Raw genomic sequence first — 19,229 nt, 5'->3', positions numbered from 1 at the left:
CGGAGTGTGTTTTGCAGACGTTCACGTGTCGCGCTCGCCACATAAGGGCGCCCATAGTGTTGTGGCATGACCACGTGGGCCGAATTCAGCGCCGACGCGCCGCACATCGCGGCATTTCCACGCGACGTCATCGCGCCGCCGGCAACCTTTGTCTACTGGCCACCCTTCGCTCGGACGGCTTCCCGCGGATCAGCCCTATGGAGCCGCACATTCTCGAGAACCGGTTGCTGTTGCCCGGGATGCCCGGCACCACCAAGTTCCGCGATCTCGCGCGCGACCCGCGGTTCTGCCTGCACACCGCGACCATCGACACCCAGGTGACCACGGCGACGCGAAGCTGTGGGGTCTGGCCCACGTCGCCACCGACACCACACTGCTTCGCCGGTTCGCCGAAACCCTGTTCGACCAGACCGGATTGGATGTGCGTGGGCAGCAATTCGACCTCTTCGCAGCCGACATCACCGGAGCATCGGCGGTAGAGGTCCGCGACGGGCGTCTGGATATCACCGTCTGGAATCCGGGCCAGACCGAACGGGTGGTTCACAAGCACTGAGCTACGGGCGGTTGCTGGGCCAGCGGTAGGCTCGATAACGTGCCCCTGCCCACAGATCCGAGTCCTACCTTGTCGGCCTATGCCCACCCCGAACGGCTCGTGACCGCCGATTGGCTGTCCGCCCACCTGGGCGCGCCCGGCCTGGCGATCGTCGAATCCGACGAGGACGTCCTGCTTTACGACGTCGGCCATATTCCGGGTGCGGTCAAGGTCGATTGGCACACCGACCTCAACGACCCAACGGTGCGCGACTACATCGACGGCCAGCAGTTCGCCGCTTTGATGGACCGCAAGGGCATTGCCCGCGACGACACCGTGGTGATCTACGGCGACAAGAGCAATTGGTGGGCCGCCTACGCGCTCTGGGTTTTCACCCTGTTCGGCCACCCCGACGTGCGCCTGCTCAACGGCGGACGTGACCTCTGGCTCGCCGAGCGCCGCGACACCACCCTGGAGGTGCCGGACAAGACGTCGACCGGCTACCCCGTGGTGCAGCGCAACGACGGCCCCATCCGCGCGTTCAAAGACGACGTGCTGGACATCCTGGGCAACCAGCCGCTGATCGACGTACGTTCCCCTGACGAGTACACCGGCAAACGCACCCACATGCCCGAGTACCCCGAGGAAGGCGTACTGCGCGGCGGCCACATTCCCACCGCCCGGTCGATCCCCTGGAGCAAGGCGGTCGACGAGAGCGGGCGGTTTCGCAGCCGCGAGGAGCTGGAAGAGCTCTACGGCTTCTTGAGCCCGGACGACAAGACCGTCGTCTATTGCCGCATCGGCGAGCGGTCCAGCCACACCTGGTTCGTGCTCACGCATTTGCTCGGCAAGCCCGGCGTCCGCAACTACGACGGGTCGTGGACCGAATGGGGCAACACCGTGCGCGTGCCGATCGTCACGGGCGAAGACCCGGGAGCCGTGCCCGAGCGATGAGTCTGCCCGCGCCGCTGGCCGAGGTGGTGTCCGACTTCGCCGAAGTCCAGGGCCAGGACAAGCTGAAGCTGCTGCTGGAATTCGCCGACGAACTCCCAGCACTGCCCGCCGAGCTCGAGGAACGGGCCATGGAGCCCGTGCCCGAATGCCAGTCCCCGCTGTTCCTGTATGTCGACGCAAGCAATCCGCAGCGGGTGCGCCTGCACTTCAGTGCGCCGGCCGAAGCGCCGACCACCCGCGGATTCGCCTCCATCCTGGCCGCCGGGCTGGACGGGCAGCCGGCGGCCGACATCCTGGCGGTGCCCGAGGATTTCTACGCCGAATTGGGTTTGGCCGCTCTGATCAGCCCGCTTCGACTGCGCGGCATGTCGGCGATGCTCGCCCGGATCAAGCGCCGACTGCGCGAAACGGTTTGAATCGGGGAACCGCGTGACCGGCTCCACGGCGCGGCGCATAAACTTCCCCGAACAAGACTTGTAAGAAAATCTCTTAAAGACGTTCAGCCCTACAGGAGGCGCAGTGGCCAGTCACGCCAGCTCCAGGATCACTAAAGTTCTGGTCGCCAACCGCGGCGAGATCGCAGTCCGGGTGATCCGGGCGGCCCGGGATGCCGGTCTGGCCAGCGTGGCCGTCTACGCCGAACCCGACGCCGACGCCCCGCACGTACGGCTGGCCGACGAGGCGTTCGCCCTGGGCGGTCAGACCTCGGCCGAGTCCTACCTGGACTTCGAAAAGCTGCTCGACGCGGCGGCCAAGTCCGGTGCCAATGCCATCCACCCCGGCTACGGCTTCCTGTCGGAAAACGCCCATTTCGCCCAGGCCGTGACCGACGCCGGCCTGATCTGGATCGGGCCCAGCCCGCAGTCGATCCGCGACCTCGGCGACAAGGTCACCGCCCGTCACATCGCGGCCCGCGCCCAGGCGCCGCTGGTGCCCGGCACCCCGGACCCGGTCAAAGACGCCGACGAGGTGATCGCCTTCGCCAACGAATACGGCCTGCCGATCGCGATCAAGGCCGCGCACGGCGGCGGCGGCAAGGGCATGAAGGTGGCCCGCACGATCGACGAAATCCCCGAACTGTACGAGTCGGCCGTGCGGGAAGCCACCGCCGCGTTCGGCCGCGGCGAGTGCTTCGTCGAGCGTTACCTGGACAAGCCGCGCCACGTCGAGGCCCAGGTGATCGCCGACCAGCACGGCAACGTCGTGGTCGCCGGGACCCGCGACTGTTCGCTGCAGCGCCGCTACCAGAAGCTGGTCGAGGAGGCGCCGGCGCCGTTCCTGACCGACGCGCAGCGCAAGGAGATCCACGAATCGGCCAAGCGGATCTGCAAAGAGGCCCACTACTACGGCGCCGGAACCGTCGAATACCTGGTCGGCCAGGACGGCCTGATCTCCTTCCTGGAGGTCAACACCCGCCTTCAGGTCGAGCATCCGGTCACCGAGGAAACCGCCGGCATCGACTTGGTACTGCAGCAGTTCAAGATCGCCAACGGCGACAAGCTCGACATCACCGAGGACCCCACCCCGCGCGGGCACGCCATCGAGTTCCGGATCAACGGCGAGGACGCCGGGCGGGGCTTCCTGCCCGCGCCCGGCCCGGTGACCAAGTTCCACCCGCCCGCGGGCCCGGGCGTCCGTATGGACTCCGGCGTCGAGACCGGCTCGGTGATTGGCGGCCAGTTCGACTCGATGCTGGCCAAGCTGATCGTTCACGGCGCCGACCGTGCCGAGGCGCTGGCCCGCGCCCGCCGCGCGCTGGCCGAATTCGAAGTCGAGGGTCTGGCGACGGTGATCCCCTTCCACCGGGCGGTGGTGTCCGACCCGGCATTCATCGGCGACGAGCACGGCTTCTCGGTGCACACCCGCTGGATCGAGACCGAGTGGAACAACACCGTCGAACCCTTCACCGGCAGCGAGCCGAGCGACGAAGAGGACGCCCGGCCGCGGCAGAAGGTGGTCGTCGAGGTCGACGGCCGCCGGGTCGAGGTGTCACTGCCGGCCGACCTCGCACTGTCCGGCGGCGGCGGGTGCGACCCGGTCGGTGTTATCCGGCGCAAGCCCAAGCCGCGCAAGCGTGGCGCCCACAGCGGTGCGGCAGCCTCCGGCGACGCCGTTACCGCGCCCATGCAGGGCACCGTGGTGAAGGTCGCGGTCGAAGAAGGTCAGGAAGTGGCGACGGGCGACCTCGTGGTCGTCCTGGAGGCGATGAAGATGGAGAACCCGGTCACCGCGCATAAGGACGGCGTCATCACCGGGCTGGCGGTCGAAGCCGGGGCCGCCATCACCCAGGGAACGGTGCTGGCCGAGATCAAGTAGCCGCTCACCGCGCCAACCCCTGCCTGACCAGCGATTCTCTGAGTCGGATCGGAGAACGTTGTCGCCCCGGCACCCGCCGGGTAGCCTCAAAACAGGTTGAGTTCACAGCCGCCCGGAGCCACGTCCTGTCAGTGCGTCAGGGTCGCGAGGGAGGCAAACTCCCTGCGTAAGCGGCACAGCGCACACTCGACGTGGTCGACACCAACGAATGTTCGATGGATGGAGTCCACGATTGTCTGTGATCCAATCCTGGCAGAAATGCGGAACCGCTGACTTCACTGCCAGCTATGGTCCGTCGGCCGGCGTGGTCACCGTAGAAGGTGAGCTCGACGCCGCCAACGCCGATCAGCTCGCCGGATACGTCCAGCAGTGCGTGAGGTATTGCCGGTGGCTGACCCTGGACCTACGGCGCCTGGAATTTATTGGGACTGCCGGGTTTTCCGCTCTTCACCGAATCAACGTGGTCTGCTCGGCGGCGGACACCCAGTGGGCGATGGTGCCGAGCCGGGCCGTGTCGCGGTTACTGGAGATTTGCGATCCCGACGGCGCGCTGCCGGTCATGGAGCCGGTGAACCCGGTGAACGGTGCCCCCGACGGCGATCTGCGCCTACTCGAGCTGGTCGCGGAGCCGCGCTAGCGACTTGGCGAGCAGCCGGGACACGTGCATCTGGGAGATGCCGACCCGCTCGGCGATCTGGGTCTGCGTCATCGACTCGAAAAACCTGAGGATCAAGACCGTTCGCTCGCGCTCGGGCAGCGCCTCGAGCAACGGGCGTAGCGACTCGCGATCTTCGATCCGGTCCAGGCCGGCGTCGATGTCGCCGAGGGTGTCCGCGATGGCACGGGCGTCGTCGTCTTCGTTACCACCACCGCTGTCGATGGACAGTGTGTTGTAAGAGCTGCCCGCCACCAGCCCTTCGACGACCTCGCCGCGGTCCATACCGAGTTCGGCGGCAAGTTCGGTTGCGGTGGGTGCCCTGCCGAGCCGCTGCGACAACTCGGCGGTGGCGGTGCCCAACCGCAGGTGTAGTTCCTTCAGCCGGCGAGGAACCTTGACTGACCAACTGTTGTCCCGGAAGTGCCGCCGGACTTCCCCCATGATGGTGGGCACGGCGAACGAGACGAAGTCCGACCCGGTCTCGACGTCGAAGCGGACTACCGCGTTGACCAGTCCGACCCGGGCGACCTGAATCAGGTCGTCGCGGGGTTCGCCGCGTCCCTCGAACCGCCGGGCGATGTGATCGGCCAGCGGCAGGCAGCGCTCCACGATGTTGTCGCGGTGGCGCTGGAAATCCGGTGAGTCGGGGTCAAAACCGGCCAACTCACGAAACATCTCCGGGACATCGGCGTATTCGTTGGGCCGTGAAGCAGAACCGCCGGCAGCACGCGGCGTCACCTGCCAGCGGCCGCCCGTCGGGCCGTCAACACAATGCCGAACACACTGCCGGCGGCGTCGGGCATGCGACCGTCGTGGAAAGTCTGGACGTCGTCGGCCAGCGACGTCAGGACATGCCAGCTGAAGCTGCCCGGTGCCACGACGTCGTGGGTGTCGCACATCGCGGACGCCTCCACCACGAGTTCGTCGTCGCGCGGGTCGACCACCAGCGTCAAGGTCGCGTTCGGTGTGGCGGAACGGATAAGCCGGGTACACACTTCGTCGACGGCCAGTCTCAGGTCGGCGACCGCGTCGAAATCCAAGTCTTCGAAGGTGCCGATGGCGCCGACCAGGGTACGCAGGATCGCCAGATTCTCCAAGCGCGCAGCAACGTTCAGCTCGACGGCGCGGTCGCCGCGTTGGTGCCTGTTGGGACGCGCGTCGGCATCGCTCATGTGGCCTCCCGGCAATTTTTGACCGACACTACTACTACTGATTTGGGTCCCGATTTGGCTGTCGATTTCGGTCCCTTTCCGATCGCCTCCCGGAGGCCCGTTTTGGGCCGCGCGCTCTAACCGGTTGGTCATGGCCGCCACCGGGTATTCAACCAGCCATGGACGAGGCGGACGTGACCGACACAATCCGGACGCGCCGGCTCCGGCGCATCGCGGTGATCGCCGGGATCACCTTGGTGGTGTTGATCGCGATCGCTGCAGCGATCTATGTCGGGGCCTTCGTGATTCTGTCCCCGATGATGGGGTGACGGCGCCGACGCGGCAAAGCCCGTACTCGTCATGGTTCACAACTGATACCCCGTCGGCGCCACCCGTAAAACAAAACCGTCGCCCGGTTTTTTGCAGTGAGGCGCCAGCCGGCACCGGAAGCTGCTAGCTGGCCAGCCGTTGGCGCGGTACCTCGGGGTGTTCCGCATACCACCGCTCGGCGATTCGGCGCACCCGCCGGTGCTCGGCGGCCAGCCACACCAGCCCGGCCACCGTGACCACGAGCGCCGCGACACCGGCGACCATGCCCTGGGAGTTATGCCCGGTGCCGAAGGCGGCAAGAGATCCGACACCGCCGATAACCCCGGCCACCACCAGCAGATACCCGGGGCCAGTGCAGCACGTCGATCAGTGACTCGCCGGCCAGCGGCCGCGTCGTATGCAGGTGGTCGACGGGGTCGCGGTAGGTGTCCCCCATGGCTCCTCCTCGTTCTCACTCGTCAGCGGCCGGACTCGCGGGACAGGATGGCGGGGTCAGAGCCAACTAACCGCCAGTGCCGGGCCGGCGATGGGAGGCACGCCCATGGACACAGCCACCACCATCAGCGTCAACAAGAACCATCCGGCGCCGTGCCATCCCCACCAGGTACCGCGGGCGCGCCACACCTGATAGGTGCGGATGAAGGCCCAGATTCCACCGGCCAACAGGATCAGCGGGCCGCCGAAGGCCAGCAGGGTCCGCTCCGGTGGGCCACAGGCCACCGTGTCCACGGCCGCGCCGCCGCACGTGCTGACCCACAAGGCCGCCATGATGACAAACCCCACACCAGCGCCGGCGGCCAGGACTGCGAACCGGACGGCGGCGCGAACCTCGGCGTCGTCCTGTCCCAATCGGTCACCGGGTGATCGTTCGCGTGCCTTCTGCATCCTGAACCCCAAATCCCGCGTTCGCGGAGTACAACGTTTCCATACCCCGCGGTCAGCCCAGGTAAACGGTGCGACTAGGTCCGACTAGGTCCGACTAGGTCACAGCCGTCTCACAGCCGTCAATGCGGCACGTACACCGGCGATCGCGGCATCGATCTCGGCGCGCGTGACGGTCAACGCCGGACGGAAGCGCACCCCGTCGTCACCGGCCGGCAGCACGATCACCGCGCGTTGCCACAACCGGCGGATCACGTCGTCACGGTCCGCGGTGGTCGGCAGGCTGAAGGCACACATCAGCCCCCGGCCGCGCGGATCCAGAACCAGGCCCGGGAACTCCTGGGCAAGCTCGTCGAGCCGGGCGCGCAGGTGGTGGCCCTGCCGGGCCGCATGTTCGAAGAGCCCGTCGTTTTCGATCACCTCCAGGATGCGCCGGGCCCGCACCATGTCGACCAGGTTTCCGCCCCACGTCGAGTTGAGCCGCGACTTGACGGCAAACACGTTGTCGGCGACCTCGTCGACGCGGCGGCCTGCCATCACCCCGCACACCTGCGTCTTCTTGCCGAAGGCCACGACATCGGGCGCCACGCCCAACTGCTGGTAAGCCCAAGGGGTTCCGGTGATCCCACAGCCGGTCTGTACCTCGTCGAAAATCAGCAGCGCATCGTATTCGTCACACAACCGGCGCATCGCCGCGAAGAACTCGGGCCGGAAGTGGCGGTCGCCGCCTTCGCCCTGGATGGGCTCGGCGATGAAACAGGCGATGTCGTGGGGATGCGCCTCGAATGCCGCGCGGGCCTGCCGCAGCGCCTCGGCCTCCAGCGCATCCATGGCCGACTCGCCTAAACCCGGTCGGATATGCGGTGCGTCGACGCGCGGCCAGTCGAATTTCGGGAAGCGGGCCACGGTGACCGGCTTGGTGCTGGTGAGCGACAGGGTGTAGCCGCTGCGGCCGTGAAATGCCCCGCTCAAGTGCAGCACCCGGGTGCCCAGCGCCGGATCGATGCCGCGCGCCTGGTTGTGGCGGCTTTTCCAGTCGAATGCGACCTTGAGGGCGTTCTCCACCGCCAAAGCGCCGCCTTCGACGAAGAACAGATGCGGTAGCGCCGGGTCTCCCAACACCCTGACGAAGGTCTCGACGAAGCGCGCCATCGCCACCGAATACACATCGGAGTTGCTGGGTTTGTTCAACGCGGCCTCGGTGAGCTCGGCGCGGAATTCTTCGTCGCCGGCCAGCGCCGGATGGTTCATGCCCAGCGCCGACGAGGCGACGAAGGTGAACATGTCGAGGTAGCGACGGCCGGTTCGGGCGTCGACCAGATAGCAGCCGGCCGACCGGGACAGATCAAGCACCAGGTCGAGGCCGTCGACCAGAATGCTGCGGCCCAGCACCTCGTGGACCTGGTCTGGCGTTACCGGCCGACGGGTGTGCGCAGACGATCTCACGGCGGCAGTCATATCACCATGCTAGCCGTGGTTTTACGGAGTCAGATGATATCTACCGGAAAGATTATGGTATGAACTGCCGATCGCTGTAAAAAGTGTTCAGGATGATGGTGCTTCGAGTGCGCACGTTGGCGGCTGTCCGGATTCGCTGCAGCAGGTCCTCCAGGGCCCGGGCGGACTCGACGCGCACTAGCAGGACGTAACTCTCTTCGCCGGCCACGGAGTGACACGCTTCGATTTCGTCGATGTGTTCCAGCCGGGCGGGCGCATCATCGGGTTGGGAAGGGTCCAGAGGAGTGATGGCCACGAACGCTGACAGCAGGTGCCCGACGGCCTCCGGGTTGACCCGCGCCGAATACCCGGTCACCACGCCACGCGACTCCAGCCGGCGTACCCGCGACTGGACCGCCGAGACCGACAGGCCGGCACTGGCGGCCAGCTCCGAGAGGGTGGCACGCCCGTCGGCGACCAGCTCGCGCACCAGGATCCGGTCGATGTCGTCGAGCCTGTCAGCCATGGCCGGAGACTATCGCAGCGGCGGCACCCGATGAGTCCGGTCAAGAGGCTGGCCACCTGGCAACTGCGGGCCCGCTTCGCCGCCGGGCTGTCGGCCAGGTATGCCGCTGAAGTGCCCGCCTACACCGCGCTGGTGAAGGTGAGCACGCAGGTCAACGCCGACTACGCGGCGCGCCATGGCGATGCGGACCGGTTGGGCTCGCTGCGGCGGGTCACCGCCGAACGGCATGGCGCCATCCGGGTGGGCACCCCTGCCGAGCTCGCCGCCGTCGCCGACCTGTTCGCCGCGTTCGGCATGGAACCGGTCGGCTGCTACGACCTGCGCTCGGCGCGGTCGCCGATTCCCGTGGTGGCCACCGCGTTTCGCCCGATCGAAGCAGATGAACTGGCGCGCAACCCGTTTCGGGTGTTCACGTCGATGCTGGCCACCGGCGACAGCCGGTTCTTCGATGCCGGGCTGCGCAACCGCGTGCAGAACTTCCTGGCGCAGCGGCAGTTGTTCGATCCCGCGCTGCTGGCCCGGGCGCGGGTGATCGCGGACGACGGCGGCTGCGACGCCGAGGAAGCGCAGGCTTTCGTCGCCGGGGCGGTGGCCGCATTCGCGCTGTCGCGAGAACCGATCGACAAGTCCTGGTACGACGAGCTGTCCCGGGTGTCGGCGGTGGCCGCCGACATCGCCGGGGTCGGCAGCACCCACATCAATCACCTGACGCCGCGGGTGCTGGACATTGACGAGCTGTACCGTCGGATGAGCGGGCGCGGGATCGCCATGATCGACACCATTCAGGGCCCGCCGCGCACCGCGGGACCCGCCGTGCTGTTGCGGCAGACCTCTTTCCGCGCGCTGGCCGAACCGCGGTTGTTTCGCTGTGCCGACGGCCGCATCACCGAGGGCAGCCTGCGGGTGCGCTTCGGTGAAGTCGAGGCGCGCGGTGTCGCCCTCACCCCGCGCGGGCGCCAGCGCTACGACACCGCGATGGCACATGCCGACCCGGCCGCCGTGTGGGGCGACCACTTCCCGGCCACGGATGCGGAGCTGGCCGCGCAGGGCCTGGCCTACTACCGCGGCGGCGACCCGTCGGCGCCCATTGTTTACGAGGACTTCCTGCCGGCCTCGGCGGCCGGAATCTTCCGCTCCAATCTGGACAGCGACGGCAGCGATACCCGTGCCGCCGACGCGGTCGACAATTGCGGCTACGACGCGCAGTGGTTGGCCGGGGCCATCGGACGCGATATCCACGACCCCTACGCACTCTATGAAGCACAGGCCAAGGAGGCTGCCGTATGACCAGCACCAGCGAGCTACGCGACCGGGTCCTGGGGGCTTCCGACGCGATCGGGGTAACTGCCGGCCTGGGCGAGCCGGGCGGGCACGGGATGCCGGTCAGCACGCCGATCACCGGCGAGTCGTTGTTCTCGCTCGCCTACACCACGCCCGAGCAGGCCGATCGCACGATCGCCGAGGCGGTGCAGGCGTTCTCGACATGGCGCGGCATGCCCGCACCGGTGCGTGGCGCGCTGGTGTCCCGGCTCGGGGAGTTGCTCACCGCGCACCGACACGACCTCGCCACGCTGGTGACGGTCGAAGTAGGCAAGATCACCGCCGAGGCGCTGGGCGAAGTCCAGGAAATGATCGACATCTGTCAGTTCGCGGTCGGCCTGTCGCGCCAGCTCTACGGGCGCACCATCGCCTCGGAGCGCCCGCGGCACCGGCTGATGGAGACCTGGCATCCGCTCGGCGTGGTCGGTGTGATCACCGCGTTCAACTTCCCGGTCGCGGTGTGGGCGTGGAATACCGCGGTGGCGCTGGTGTGCGGGGACACCGTGGTGTGGAAACCCTCGGAGCTGACACCGCTGACGGCGCTGGCCTGTCAGGCATTGCTGACCCGCGCCGCCGCCGACGTCGGTGCCCCGCCCTCGGTGAGCGGCCTGCTGTTGGGCGAGGCGGATCTGGGAGAGCTGCTCGTCGACGACCCGCGCGTTGCGCTGGTGTCGGCGACCGGTTCGGTGCGGATGGGCGGGCAGGTCGGTCCGCGCGTCGCCGCCCGGTTCGGCCGGGTGCTGCTGGAGCTGGGCGGCAACAACGCGGCCGTGGTGACGCCGTCGGCCGATCTGGAGCTGGCGGTGCGAGGCATCGTGTTCGCCGCCGCCGGCACCGCCGGCCAGCGCTGCACCAGCCTGCGCCGGCTGATCGTGCACCGTTCGATCGCCGACGACGTGGTGACCCGGGTCGCCGAGGCGTTCCGCACCCTGCCCGTCGGCGACCCGTCGGTGCCGGCCACGCTGATCGGCCCGCTCATCCACGAGACCGCCTACCGCGACATGGTGGGCGCGCTGGAGCAGGCGCGCGCCGATGGCGGTGAGGTCATGGGCGGGGACCGGCACCCGGCCGAGCACCCGAGCGGGTACTACGTTGCGCCCGCCGTGGTCCGGATGCCGTCGCAGACGGCCATCGTGGCGACCGAGACGTTCGCGCCGATTCTCTACGTGCTGGTCTACGACGAGCTCGACGACGCTATCGCGCTCAATAATGCTGTGCCGCAAGGACTTTCGTCGGCAATCTTCACCAACGACCTGCGCGAGGCGCAGCGCTTCCTCGACGAATCCGACTGTGGAATCGCCAACGTGAACATCGGTACCTCGGGTGCGGAGATCGGCGGCGCCTTCGGCGGCGAGAAGCAAACCGGCGGCGGGCGCGAGTCCGGTTCGGACGCCTGGAAGGCCTATATGCGCCGCGCCACCAACACGATCAACTACTCCCGCGAGCTGCCGCTGGCCCAGGGCGTGGTGTTCGGCTGAGAATCAGGTCTAGCGGAGCTGGTAGTCGACATGAGTAATATCGTCCCCATGGCGACAGCCAGGAGGCGGTTATCCCCTGAGGACCGACGCGCCGAACTGCTGGCCCTGGGGGCGGAAGTTTTCGGAAAGCGACCTTACGACGAGGTCCGCATCGACGAGATCGCGGAGCGCGCCGGGGTGTCGCGTGCGCTGATGTATCACTACTTCCCCGACAAGCGGGCGTTCTTCGCCGCCGTCGTCAAGGACGAGGCGGACCGGCTGTACGCGGCGACCAACAAGCCGCCCGCCCCGGGCCTGACGATGTTCGAAGAGATCCGCACCGGCGTGCTGGCCTATATGGCCTATCACCAGCAGAACCCGGAAGCAGCGTGGGCGGCCTATGTCGGCCTGGGCCGGTCGGACCCGGTGCTGCTGGGCATCGACGACGAAGCCAAGAACCGCCAGATGGAACACATCATGACCCGCATCGGTGAGGTCGTCAGCGGCATCCCGGGCAACAGCGCGCTGGAGCCGGAGGTCAAGCGAGATCTGCGGGTGATCATCTTCGGCTGGATCGCGTTCACCTTCGAGATCTGCCGGCAGCGGATCATGGACCCCACCACCGACGCCGAATGCCTTGCCGACGCCTGTGCACACACCCTGCTGGACGCGATAGCCCGGGTGCCACAGATTCCGGAGGAATTGGCCCATGCGATGGCGACCGCACGCGACTTGCCGCAACGGTGAGTTGTCGGTACCCGTTGGCACGATGGTCAGGTGAGCTTTGACCCGCTAGGCCGATTCAGCGCGATCACCCGCGACTGGTTCGCCAGCACTTTCGCCGCGCCCACCGCCGCGCAGGCCAGTGCCTGGGCCGCGATCGCCGCCGGTGACAACACCTTGGTCATTGCTCCGACGGGCTCCGGCAAGACCTTGGCCGCCTTCCTCTGGGCGCTCGACAGCCTGGCTGCCGCGCCGGATCGGCAGGCCGGAACCCGCGTCCTCTACGTCTCGCCGCTCAAGGCGCTCGGCGTCGACGTCGAGCGCAACCTGCGCACCCCGCTGGCGGGGCTGACCCGGCTGGCCGAGCGCCGGAGCCTACCCGCGCCCGACATCAGCGTCGGAGTCCGCTCCGGCGACACCCCGCCCGCGGCACGCCGCCAGCTCATCGCGCGGCCACCCGACGTGCTGATCACCACGCCGGAGTCGCTGTTCTTGATGTTGACCTCGGCCGCCCGTGAAACGCTGGCCAACGTCGAGACCGTCATCGTCGACGAGATCCACGCCATCGCGGCCACCAAGCGGGGCGCTCATCTGGCGCTGTCGCTGGAGCGCCTCGACGACTTGGCGGACTTGGCGCCGGGGCCGGCTGGGAGGCGCCGCGCACAGCGCATCGGCCTGTCGGCGACGGTGCGTCCGCCCGAGGAACTCGCCCGGTTCTTGTCCGGACAGTCCCCGACCACCATCGTCGCTCCCCCCGCGGCCAAGACACTGGAGCTGTCCGTGCAGGTGCCGGTGTCCGACATGGCCAACCTGGCGAACAACTCGATCTGGCCCGATGTCGAGGCCCGGCTGGTCGACCTGATCGAAGCGCACAATTCGACCATCGTGTTCGCCAACTCGCGGCGACTGGCCGAACGACTCACCGCGCGGCTCAACGAAATTCACGCCGAACGCTGCGGCGTGGAGCTTCCCGCCGCGCCCGATCAGAAGACCAACCCGCAGGTTGCCGGCGGCGCCCCGGCCTATGTCATGGCAAGCGGCCAAAGCTTTGGCGCCCCTCTGGTGTTGGCGCGCGCCCATCACGGATCGGTCAGCAAGGAGCAGCGCGCCCTGGTCGAGGAGGACCTCAAACGCGGGCTGCTCAAGGCGGTGGTGGCGACGTCGAGCCTGGAGCTGGGCATCGACATGGGTGCGGTGGATCTGGTGATCCAGGTGGAGGCGCCGCCGTCGGTGGCCAGCGGCCTGCAACGCATCGGGCGGGCCGGGCACCAGGTCGGTGAGATCTCGCGGGGAGTGCTGTTTCCCAAGCACCGCACCGATCTGCTCGGCTGTGCGGTGAGCGTGCAACGCATGCTGGCCGGCCAGATCGAGACCATGCGGGTGCCGGCCAATCCGCTGGACATCCTGGCCCAGCACACCGTGGCGGCGGCCGCGCTGGAGCCGCTCAACGCCGACCGCTGGTTCGACACTGTGCGCCGCAGCGCCCCGTTCGCGACCCTGCCGCGCGGCGCGTTCGAGGCCACCCTGGATCTGCTGTCCGGCAAGTACCCGTCCACCGAGTTCGCCGAGCTGCGGCCGCGGTTGGTCTACGACCGCGATACCGGCACGCTGACCGCGCGTCCGGGCGCGCAGCGGCTCGCCGTCACCTCCGGCGGCGCCATCCCCGACCGCGGGCTGTTCACCGTGTGGCTGGCCACCGAAAAGCCTTCGCGGGTAGGCGAACTCGACGAAGAGATGGTTTACGAGTCGCGCCCCGGCGACGTGATCTCGCTGGGGGCCACCAGCTGGCGGATCACCGAGATCACCCATGATCGGGTGCTGGTGATCCCCGCGCCGGGTCAGCCGGCCCGGTTGCCGTTCTGGCGTGGCGACGACGTCGGCCGCTCGGCCGAGCTGGGCGCCGCGCTGGGCCAGCTGACCGGCCAGCTGGCCCGCCTGGGTCGCGAGGCGTTCGGCAAGCGTTGTGCCGCTTTGGGTTTCGACGACTACGCCACCGACAACCTGTGGGTCCTGCTGGATGAGCAGCGGGCCGCCACCCGGGTGGTGCCCACCGACACCACCCTGCTGGTCGAGCGGTTCCGCGACGAGCTGGGCGATTGGCGGGTGATCCTGCACTCCCCGTACGGGCTGCGGGTGCACGGACCGCTGGCGCTGGCGGTGGGCCGGCGGCTGCGGGAGCGCTACGACATCGACGAGAAGCCCACCGCCTCCGACGACGGCATCGTGGTACGGCTGCCCGACACCGCGTCCGACACCGCGGACACACCACCCGGCGCGGAATTGTTCGTTTTCGACGCCGAGGAGATCGACGCCGTCGTCACCGCCGAGGTGGGCGAGTCGGCACTGTTCGCCTCCCGGTTCCGGGAGTCGGCGGCGCGGGCTTTGCTGCTGCCCCGCCGCCACCCCGGCCGCCGCTCGCCGTTGTGGCACCAGCGCCAGCGCGCCGCCCAGTTGCTGGAGGTGGCCCGCAAATATCCCGACTTCCCGATCGTGCTGGAAACCGTCCGCGAGTGCCTGCAAGACGTCTACGACGTCCCGACCTTGACCCGCTTGATGGCCGATATCGCCCAGCGCCGGGTGCGGATAGCCGAGGCCGACACCGCGACACCCTCCCCGTTCGCCGCCTCACTGCTGTTCGGTTACGTCGGTGCGTTCATCTACGAGGGCGATGTCCCGCTGGCCGAGCGCCGCGCGGCGGCGCTGTCGCTGGACAGCACGCTGCTGGCCGAGCTGCTGGGCCGCGTCGAGTTGCGTGAGCTGCTGGACGCGGAGGTCATCGCCGCGACCGGTCGCCAGCTGCAGCACCTGACGGCCGACCGGGCGGCCCGCGACGCCGAAGGCGTGGCGGACCTGCTGCGGCTGCTGGGTCCGCTCACCGAGGACGAAGTCGCCGCACGCGCGGGCGCGCCCGACGTCGGGGGCTGGCTGGAGGCGTTGCGCGCGGCCCGGCGCGCCCTGACGGTGTCCTTCGCCGACCGCAATTGGTGGGTGGCCGTCGAAGACATCGGCCGGCTGCGCGACGGCGTCGGCGCGGCGGTTCCGGTGGGACTGCCGGCGACGTTCACCGAAGAAGTGGCCGACCCGCTGGGTGAGCTGCTGGGCCGCTACGCGCGCACCCACACGCCGTTCACCACCGCCGAGGCCGCCGCCCGGTTCGGCCTGGGTTTGCGGGTGACCGCCGACGTGCTGGGCCGGCTGGCCAGCGACGGCCGGCTGGTGCGCGGCGACTTCGTCGCCACCGCGGCGCCGGGCGGCGTCGGAGCCGAGCAATGGTGCGACGCCGAGGTGCTGCGCATCCTGCGGCGCCGGTCACTGGCCGCGCTGCGGGCCCAGGTCGAGCCGGTCAGCACCGCGGCCTACGGGCGCTTCCTGCCGGAGTGGCACCAAGTGGGCGCCACCGACGCGGGCGGCGTCGACCGGCTCGCGGCGGTGATCGATCAGCTTGCCGGCGTGCGGATTCCGGCTTCGGCGCTGGAGCCACTGGTGCTGGCCCCACGAGTCCGCGACTACTCCCCGGCGATGCTCGACGAGCTGCTCGCCAGCGGCGAGGTCACCTGGTCGGGCGCCGGGTCGATCTCGGCCAGCGACGGCTGGATCAGCCTGCACCTCGCCGATTCCGCGCCCTTGACGCTGGCATTGCCTCCCAACTTGCCCACCGAGATCGAGTTGACCGATACCAATCGGGTAATCCTGGAAACGCTGGCCGGCGGCGGCGCGTACTTCTTCCGCCAGCTCACCGGAAACGGACATGCTGAGACCGACCTCAAAGCCGCCCTCTGGGAACTGATCTGGGCCGGCTGGGTCACCGGCGACACATTCGCGCCGGTGCGCGCGGTCCTCGGCGGCGGCCCGGGTTCCCGCAAGCGGTCCGCCCCCGCGCACCGCGGACACCGCCCGCCGCGGCTGAGCCGATACAGCGTCGCGCATGCCCAGGCGCGTGCCGCCGACCCCACGGTGGCGGGGCGATGGTCGGCACTGCCGCCTCCCGAGCCGGATTCCACGCTGCGGGCCCACTATCACGCCGAGCTGCTGTTGAACCGCCACGGCGTGTTGACCAAGGGCGCGGCGGCCGCCGAAGGTGTGCCGGGCGGGTTCGCCACCCTATACAAGGTGTTGAGCGCGTTCGAGGAGGCCGGCCGCTGCCAGCGCGGCTACTTCGTCGAGTCGTTGGGCGGCGCTCAGTTCGCCGTGGCATCCACCGTGGACCGGCTGCGCAGCTACCTCGACGGGATCGACCCGCAGCGGGCGGAGTACCGGGCCGTCGTACTGGCCGCCACCGACCCGGCCAATCCCTATGGCGCCGCACTGCCCTGGCCGGGCGCCGAACGTGCCGCCGCGGCCCGGCCGGGCCGCAAGGCCGGGGCACTGGTCGTGCTGGTGGACGGCGAGCTGGCCTGGTTCCTCGAGCGTGGCGGCCGCACCCTGCTGACCTTCACCGACGACCCGGGGGCCAGCCACGCGGCGGCCATCGCGTTGGCCGACCTGGTGGCTGCGCGCCGGGTCGCGTCGATCCTGGTGGAGCGCGTCGACGGGATACCGGCCCTGCAACCCGGCGGGCCGGACTGGGTGACCGGCGCTCTGGCCGAGGCCGGGTTCGTCCGCACCCCGCGCGGTTTGCGGCTGCGATGAGCCATGCCCGAGGGTGACACCGTCTGGCATACCGCGGCCATACTGCGGCAACAGCTGGGCGGCCGGACCCTGACCCGCTGCGATATCCGGGTGCCGCAGTTTGCCACCGTCGACCTCAGCGGGCACATGGTCGACGAGGTGCTCAGTCGGGGTAAGCATCTGTTCATCAGAGTTGGCGGGGTCAGCATTCACTCCCATTTGAAGATGGATGGCAGCTGGCGAGTTGCCGAGCGTCCGGTGCGGGCGGATCATCGGGTGCGAATCGTCTTGGAGGCAGGAAACATTCGGGCGGTCGGTGTCGACCTGGGCGTGCTGGAGCTGCTGGACCGAGACAACGACGGCACCGTCGTCGCGCATCTGGGACCCGACCTTTTGGGTGAGGATTGGGATGCTGCGGTTGCCGCCGCCAACCTGGCCGCCGATCCGGACCGGCCCATCGCCGAGGCGCTGCTGGACCAGCGGGTACTGGCCGGGATCGGCAATGTCTATTGCAACGAGCTGTGTTTCGTCAGCGGACATCTGCCGACGGCGCCGGTGAGCGCCATCACCGATCCGCGGCGCCTCGCTACCCGTGCGCGAGAGATGCTGTGGGCCAACCGTTTACGCTGGAGTCGCTGCACCACCGGCCACACCCGGGCCGGTCGGCGGCTGTGGGTCTACGGACGAGCCGGTGAACCCTGCCGGCGCTGCGGAACCTGCATCGAATACCTCCACGCCGGTGGCAGCGCCGGGCGAATCCGGTTCTGGTGCCCTACCTGCCAGCAATGACCTAATCCCGGCCGTGCGCCATAAGAACTGCACAACGGCTTGCGACCCGTCGAAAGCGCGCGGGCAGGCCCGACGGTCCCCTGGGCAGATAGTGCGTGCCGCCCGGCCAGGCAGCTCATCGCGACCAGCACCCGCCGCGCGCAGGAGCAGCGGCTGCCCGCCTACGGGTAGAAGGGGTTGAGAACCGGCGGGATGATTTGGTTGCCGGTCACACCGGTGAGCCGGACCCAGATCTGTGCGGGGATGTTAAGCGACTGGTAGACGCCGGCGCCGAGCCATGAGACGGGTAGCTGTAAGAAGCTGGGCATCGCATCGACGATGTTTTGTATCGGGGAATACACGAAGTAAGGGATGCCGGCCACCAGCGTGCGTGACCCCAGACTCAGGTTGGTCGCGATATCGGGATACCCCTGTCCGGCGAAATCGGCGCTGAGAACACTGAATAGATTGAAGCCGGGATCAACGTAAGTGCCGTCGAAGTTGGCGGACGTCAGGGGCCCACCCTGCATATACGGCAGCGGCGGAATGCCGAATTCATCCATGATCGTCGGCGTCGTGCTGACGATTTGCCATGAGTTGTTGATATACCCGTCTCTCACATCATTGAAGGCCTGATCGAAGATGAGGAATGTCGCTGTCTCACGGGGTGATTGGAAGCCATGAGTGAGGCTGAAGTTTTGGGGTCCTATTTCACCATGGTCGGTGACCACGAGCGTGGAGAACTGCTCGCCGGGGTTAGCGACCTCCCAGTCGGCCACCGCTCCCAACAGGCCTGAACCGCCCATATTCGTAGGAAGTTGCCGACCCAGGTTGTAGTCCATGTTCCGAATGGCCTCTTGGTACTGCGGCGAATCACCGCCATACAGGTGCGCGTTTTCATCGACACCTACGAAGTAGGAGAAGATGAGATTGCCCTTGTTTGGATTGGCGGCCAGAATCGCGGCCTGGGATTTCTGGCCGACCAGGTTTTGCGTCGCTATCCAGTTGGTGTCGCCCGGGATCTGCGGGACGAATTCGATGTAGTCGGCCGGATACGATCCAGCGCCGGCGATGTCGGTGATGATGGGCCAGTTGGCGATGACCGTGGTGTTGACCTGATCGCCCCAGGTGCCCTCGAGCTGGTTGTACACGGTCGACCAGGTGTCGTACGTCCACGGGGTGAAGACATTGTTGGTCACGCCGGCCGTCTCGCTCCACACACCGGTCTGGATCGTCGTCCACGAGGGGTTGGAGACGCTGGTGTGCCCGACGATCGTCGACGCGGAGGTGACGCTTTGCGGCATCAGCGCGTGGAAGTTCGGGGTGCCAAGAGGGTCGGCCAGGATTGCGGCCAGATTCGTGCCGTCCGTGCCGATCAGCAGGAAATTCGCGTCGGGTGCCATCGAAAGCAGAGCAAGGGCCTGTTGTTGAGACACCGTCAGCACCGCTGGATGCTCCCCGACGCTGCCGGTGGCTCCCGGGGCGCCAAACAGGGACAACGCTCTTCCGCCCAACCCGCCGGTCCCGGCGGCGATGGATCCTATGCCGAGCCCGCCGGGACCGGCGG

General features: G+C 68.3%; 16 protein-coding genes and 2 pseudogenes. 11 read left to right on the top strand and 7 right to left on the bottom strand.

What is annotated here, in order from left to right; translation table 11 throughout:
* Positions 1-66: 66 nt before the first annotated feature.
* The 5 genes and pseudogenes from EET03_RS05365 (at position 67) to EET03_RS05345 (ending at position 4,439) form a co-directional block, all read left to right on the top strand.
* Positions 67-553: pseudogene (locus EET03_RS05365) on the top strand (pyridoxamine 5'-phosphate oxidase family protein).
* Between the two features lie 39 nt (positions 554-592).
* Complete coding sequence (locus EET03_RS05360) at positions 593-1,486, top strand: sulfurtransferase (protein WP_075542706.1); 894 nt, start codon at positions 593-595, stop codon at positions 1,484-1,486.
* Positions 1,483-1,902, top strand: coding sequence for a SufE family protein (locus EET03_RS05355; RefSeq protein WP_063469429.1), 420 nt, complete (start codon positions 1,483-1,485; stop codon positions 1,900-1,902). The genes EET03_RS05360 and EET03_RS05355 overlap by 4 nt, the downstream gene beginning before the upstream one ends.
* Before the next feature lie 103 nt (positions 1,903-2,005).
* Positions 2,006-3,802: an acetyl/propionyl/methylcrotonyl-CoA carboxylase subunit alpha gene (locus tag EET03_RS05350; RefSeq protein WP_099194001.1), complete on the top strand. Its 1,797-nt coding sequence runs from the start codon at positions 2,006-2,008 to the stop codon at positions 3,800-3,802.
* A 238-nt stretch (positions 3,803-4,040) separates the two neighbouring features.
* Positions 4,041-4,439: an STAS domain-containing protein gene (locus tag EET03_RS05345; protein WP_244232251.1), complete on the top strand. Its 399-nt coding sequence runs from the start codon at positions 4,041-4,043 to the stop codon at positions 4,437-4,439.
* Here the strand turns inward: EET03_RS05345 and EET03_RS05340 are convergent.
* Both EET03_RS05340 and EET03_RS05335 read right to left on the bottom strand, forming a co-directional pair.
* Entirely contained in the window at positions 4,410-5,198 is a 789-nt protein-coding gene (locus EET03_RS05340; RefSeq protein ID WP_075542709.1) for an RNA polymerase sigma factor SigF, read from the bottom strand. The two genes, EET03_RS05345 and EET03_RS05340, sit on opposite strands and share 30 nt — an antisense overlap.
* Positions 5,195-5,632 (bottom strand): hypothetical protein, encoded by a 438-nt coding sequence (locus tag EET03_RS05335; protein ID WP_063469425.1) that lies wholly within the window; start codon positions 5,630-5,632, stop codon positions 5,195-5,197. The genes EET03_RS05340 and EET03_RS05335 overlap by 4 nt, the downstream gene beginning before the upstream one ends.
* Before the next feature lie 173 nt (positions 5,633-5,805).
* Here EET03_RS05335 and EET03_RS32315 point away from each other — a divergent pair, with 173 nt between their 5' ends.
* Complete coding sequence (locus EET03_RS32315) at positions 5,806-5,940, top strand: hypothetical protein (RefSeq protein WP_279637614.1); 135 nt, start codon at positions 5,806-5,808, stop codon at positions 5,938-5,940.
* Between the two features lie 124 nt (positions 5,941-6,064).
* On the opposite strand, the pseudogene usfY reads toward EET03_RS32315, so the two are convergent.
* The 4 genes and pseudogenes from usfY to EET03_RS05315 all read right to left on the bottom strand — a co-directional run bounded on the left by usfY (position 6,065) and on the right by EET03_RS05315 (position 8,786).
* Positions 6,065-6,377: pseudogene (gene usfY, locus EET03_RS05330) on the bottom strand (protein UsfY).
* Positions 6,378-6,433: 56 nt separating this feature from the next.
* Positions 6,434-6,826: a hypothetical protein gene (locus EET03_RS05325; protein ID WP_075542710.1), complete on the bottom strand. Its 393-nt coding sequence runs from the start codon at positions 6,824-6,826 to the stop codon at positions 6,434-6,436.
* A 99-nt stretch (positions 6,827-6,925) separates the two neighbouring features.
* Positions 6,926-8,281 carry an L-lysine 6-transaminase gene (gene lat / locus EET03_RS05320; protein ID WP_063469422.1) on the bottom strand — a complete coding sequence of 452 codons (1,356 nt, stop codon included), beginning with the start codon at positions 8,279-8,281 and terminating at the stop codon, positions 6,926-6,928.
* Between the two features lie 52 nt (positions 8,282-8,333).
* Positions 8,334-8,786 (bottom strand): Lrp/AsnC family transcriptional regulator, encoded by a 453-nt coding sequence (locus EET03_RS05315; RefSeq protein ID WP_063469421.1) that lies wholly within the window; start codon positions 8,784-8,786, stop codon positions 8,334-8,336.
* 30 nt (positions 8,787-8,816) lie between these two features.
* Between EET03_RS05315 and hglS the strand changes: the two genes are divergently transcribed.
* From hglS to nei2, 5 genes are read left to right on the top strand one after another with little or no spacing between them, the layout of a single operon-like run.
* Positions 8,817-10,073 (top strand): 2-oxoadipate dioxygenase/decarboxylase, encoded by a 1,257-nt coding sequence (gene hglS, locus EET03_RS05310; protein WP_075542711.1) that lies wholly within the window; start codon positions 8,817-8,819, stop codon positions 10,071-10,073.
* On the top strand, positions 10,070-11,584 hold the full coding sequence (gene amaB, locus EET03_RS05305) for an L-piperidine-6-carboxylate dehydrogenase (RefSeq protein ID WP_075542712.1): 1,515 nt from the start codon (positions 10,070-10,072) through the stop codon (positions 11,582-11,584). The genes hglS and amaB overlap by 4 nt, the downstream gene beginning before the upstream one ends.
* 48 nt (positions 11,585-11,632) lie before the next feature.
* Positions 11,633-12,310, top strand: a complete 678-nt coding sequence (locus EET03_RS05300; RefSeq protein ID WP_063469418.1) for a TetR/AcrR family transcriptional regulator — start codon at positions 11,633-11,635, stop codon at positions 12,308-12,310.
* Between the two features lie 30 nt (positions 12,311-12,340).
* Complete coding sequence (locus EET03_RS05295; protein ID WP_075542713.1) at positions 12,341-16,915, top strand: ATP-dependent helicase; 4,575 nt, start codon at positions 12,341-12,343, stop codon at positions 16,913-16,915.
* A gap of 3 nt (positions 16,916-16,918) precedes the next feature.
* A complete protein-coding gene (gene nei2, locus EET03_RS05290; protein ID WP_075542714.1) occupies positions 16,919-17,683 on the top strand; it encodes an endonuclease VIII Nei2 in 765 nt (254 codons plus the stop codon).
* Between the two features lie 161 nt (positions 17,684-17,844).
* Here the strand turns inward: nei2 and EET03_RS05285 are convergent.
* A partial coding sequence (locus EET03_RS05285; protein ID WP_122508739.1) for an alkaline phosphatase family protein occupies positions 17,845-19,229 on the bottom strand: 1,385 nt, incomplete at its 5' end.

Origin of the sequence: Mycobacterium innocens, assembly GCF_900566055.1 — a bacterium.
Lineage (GTDB): Bacteria > Actinomycetota > Actinomycetes > Mycobacteriales > Mycobacteriaceae > Mycobacterium > Mycobacterium innocens.
This window is presented reverse-complemented; position numbering and strand designations above follow the sequence as displayed.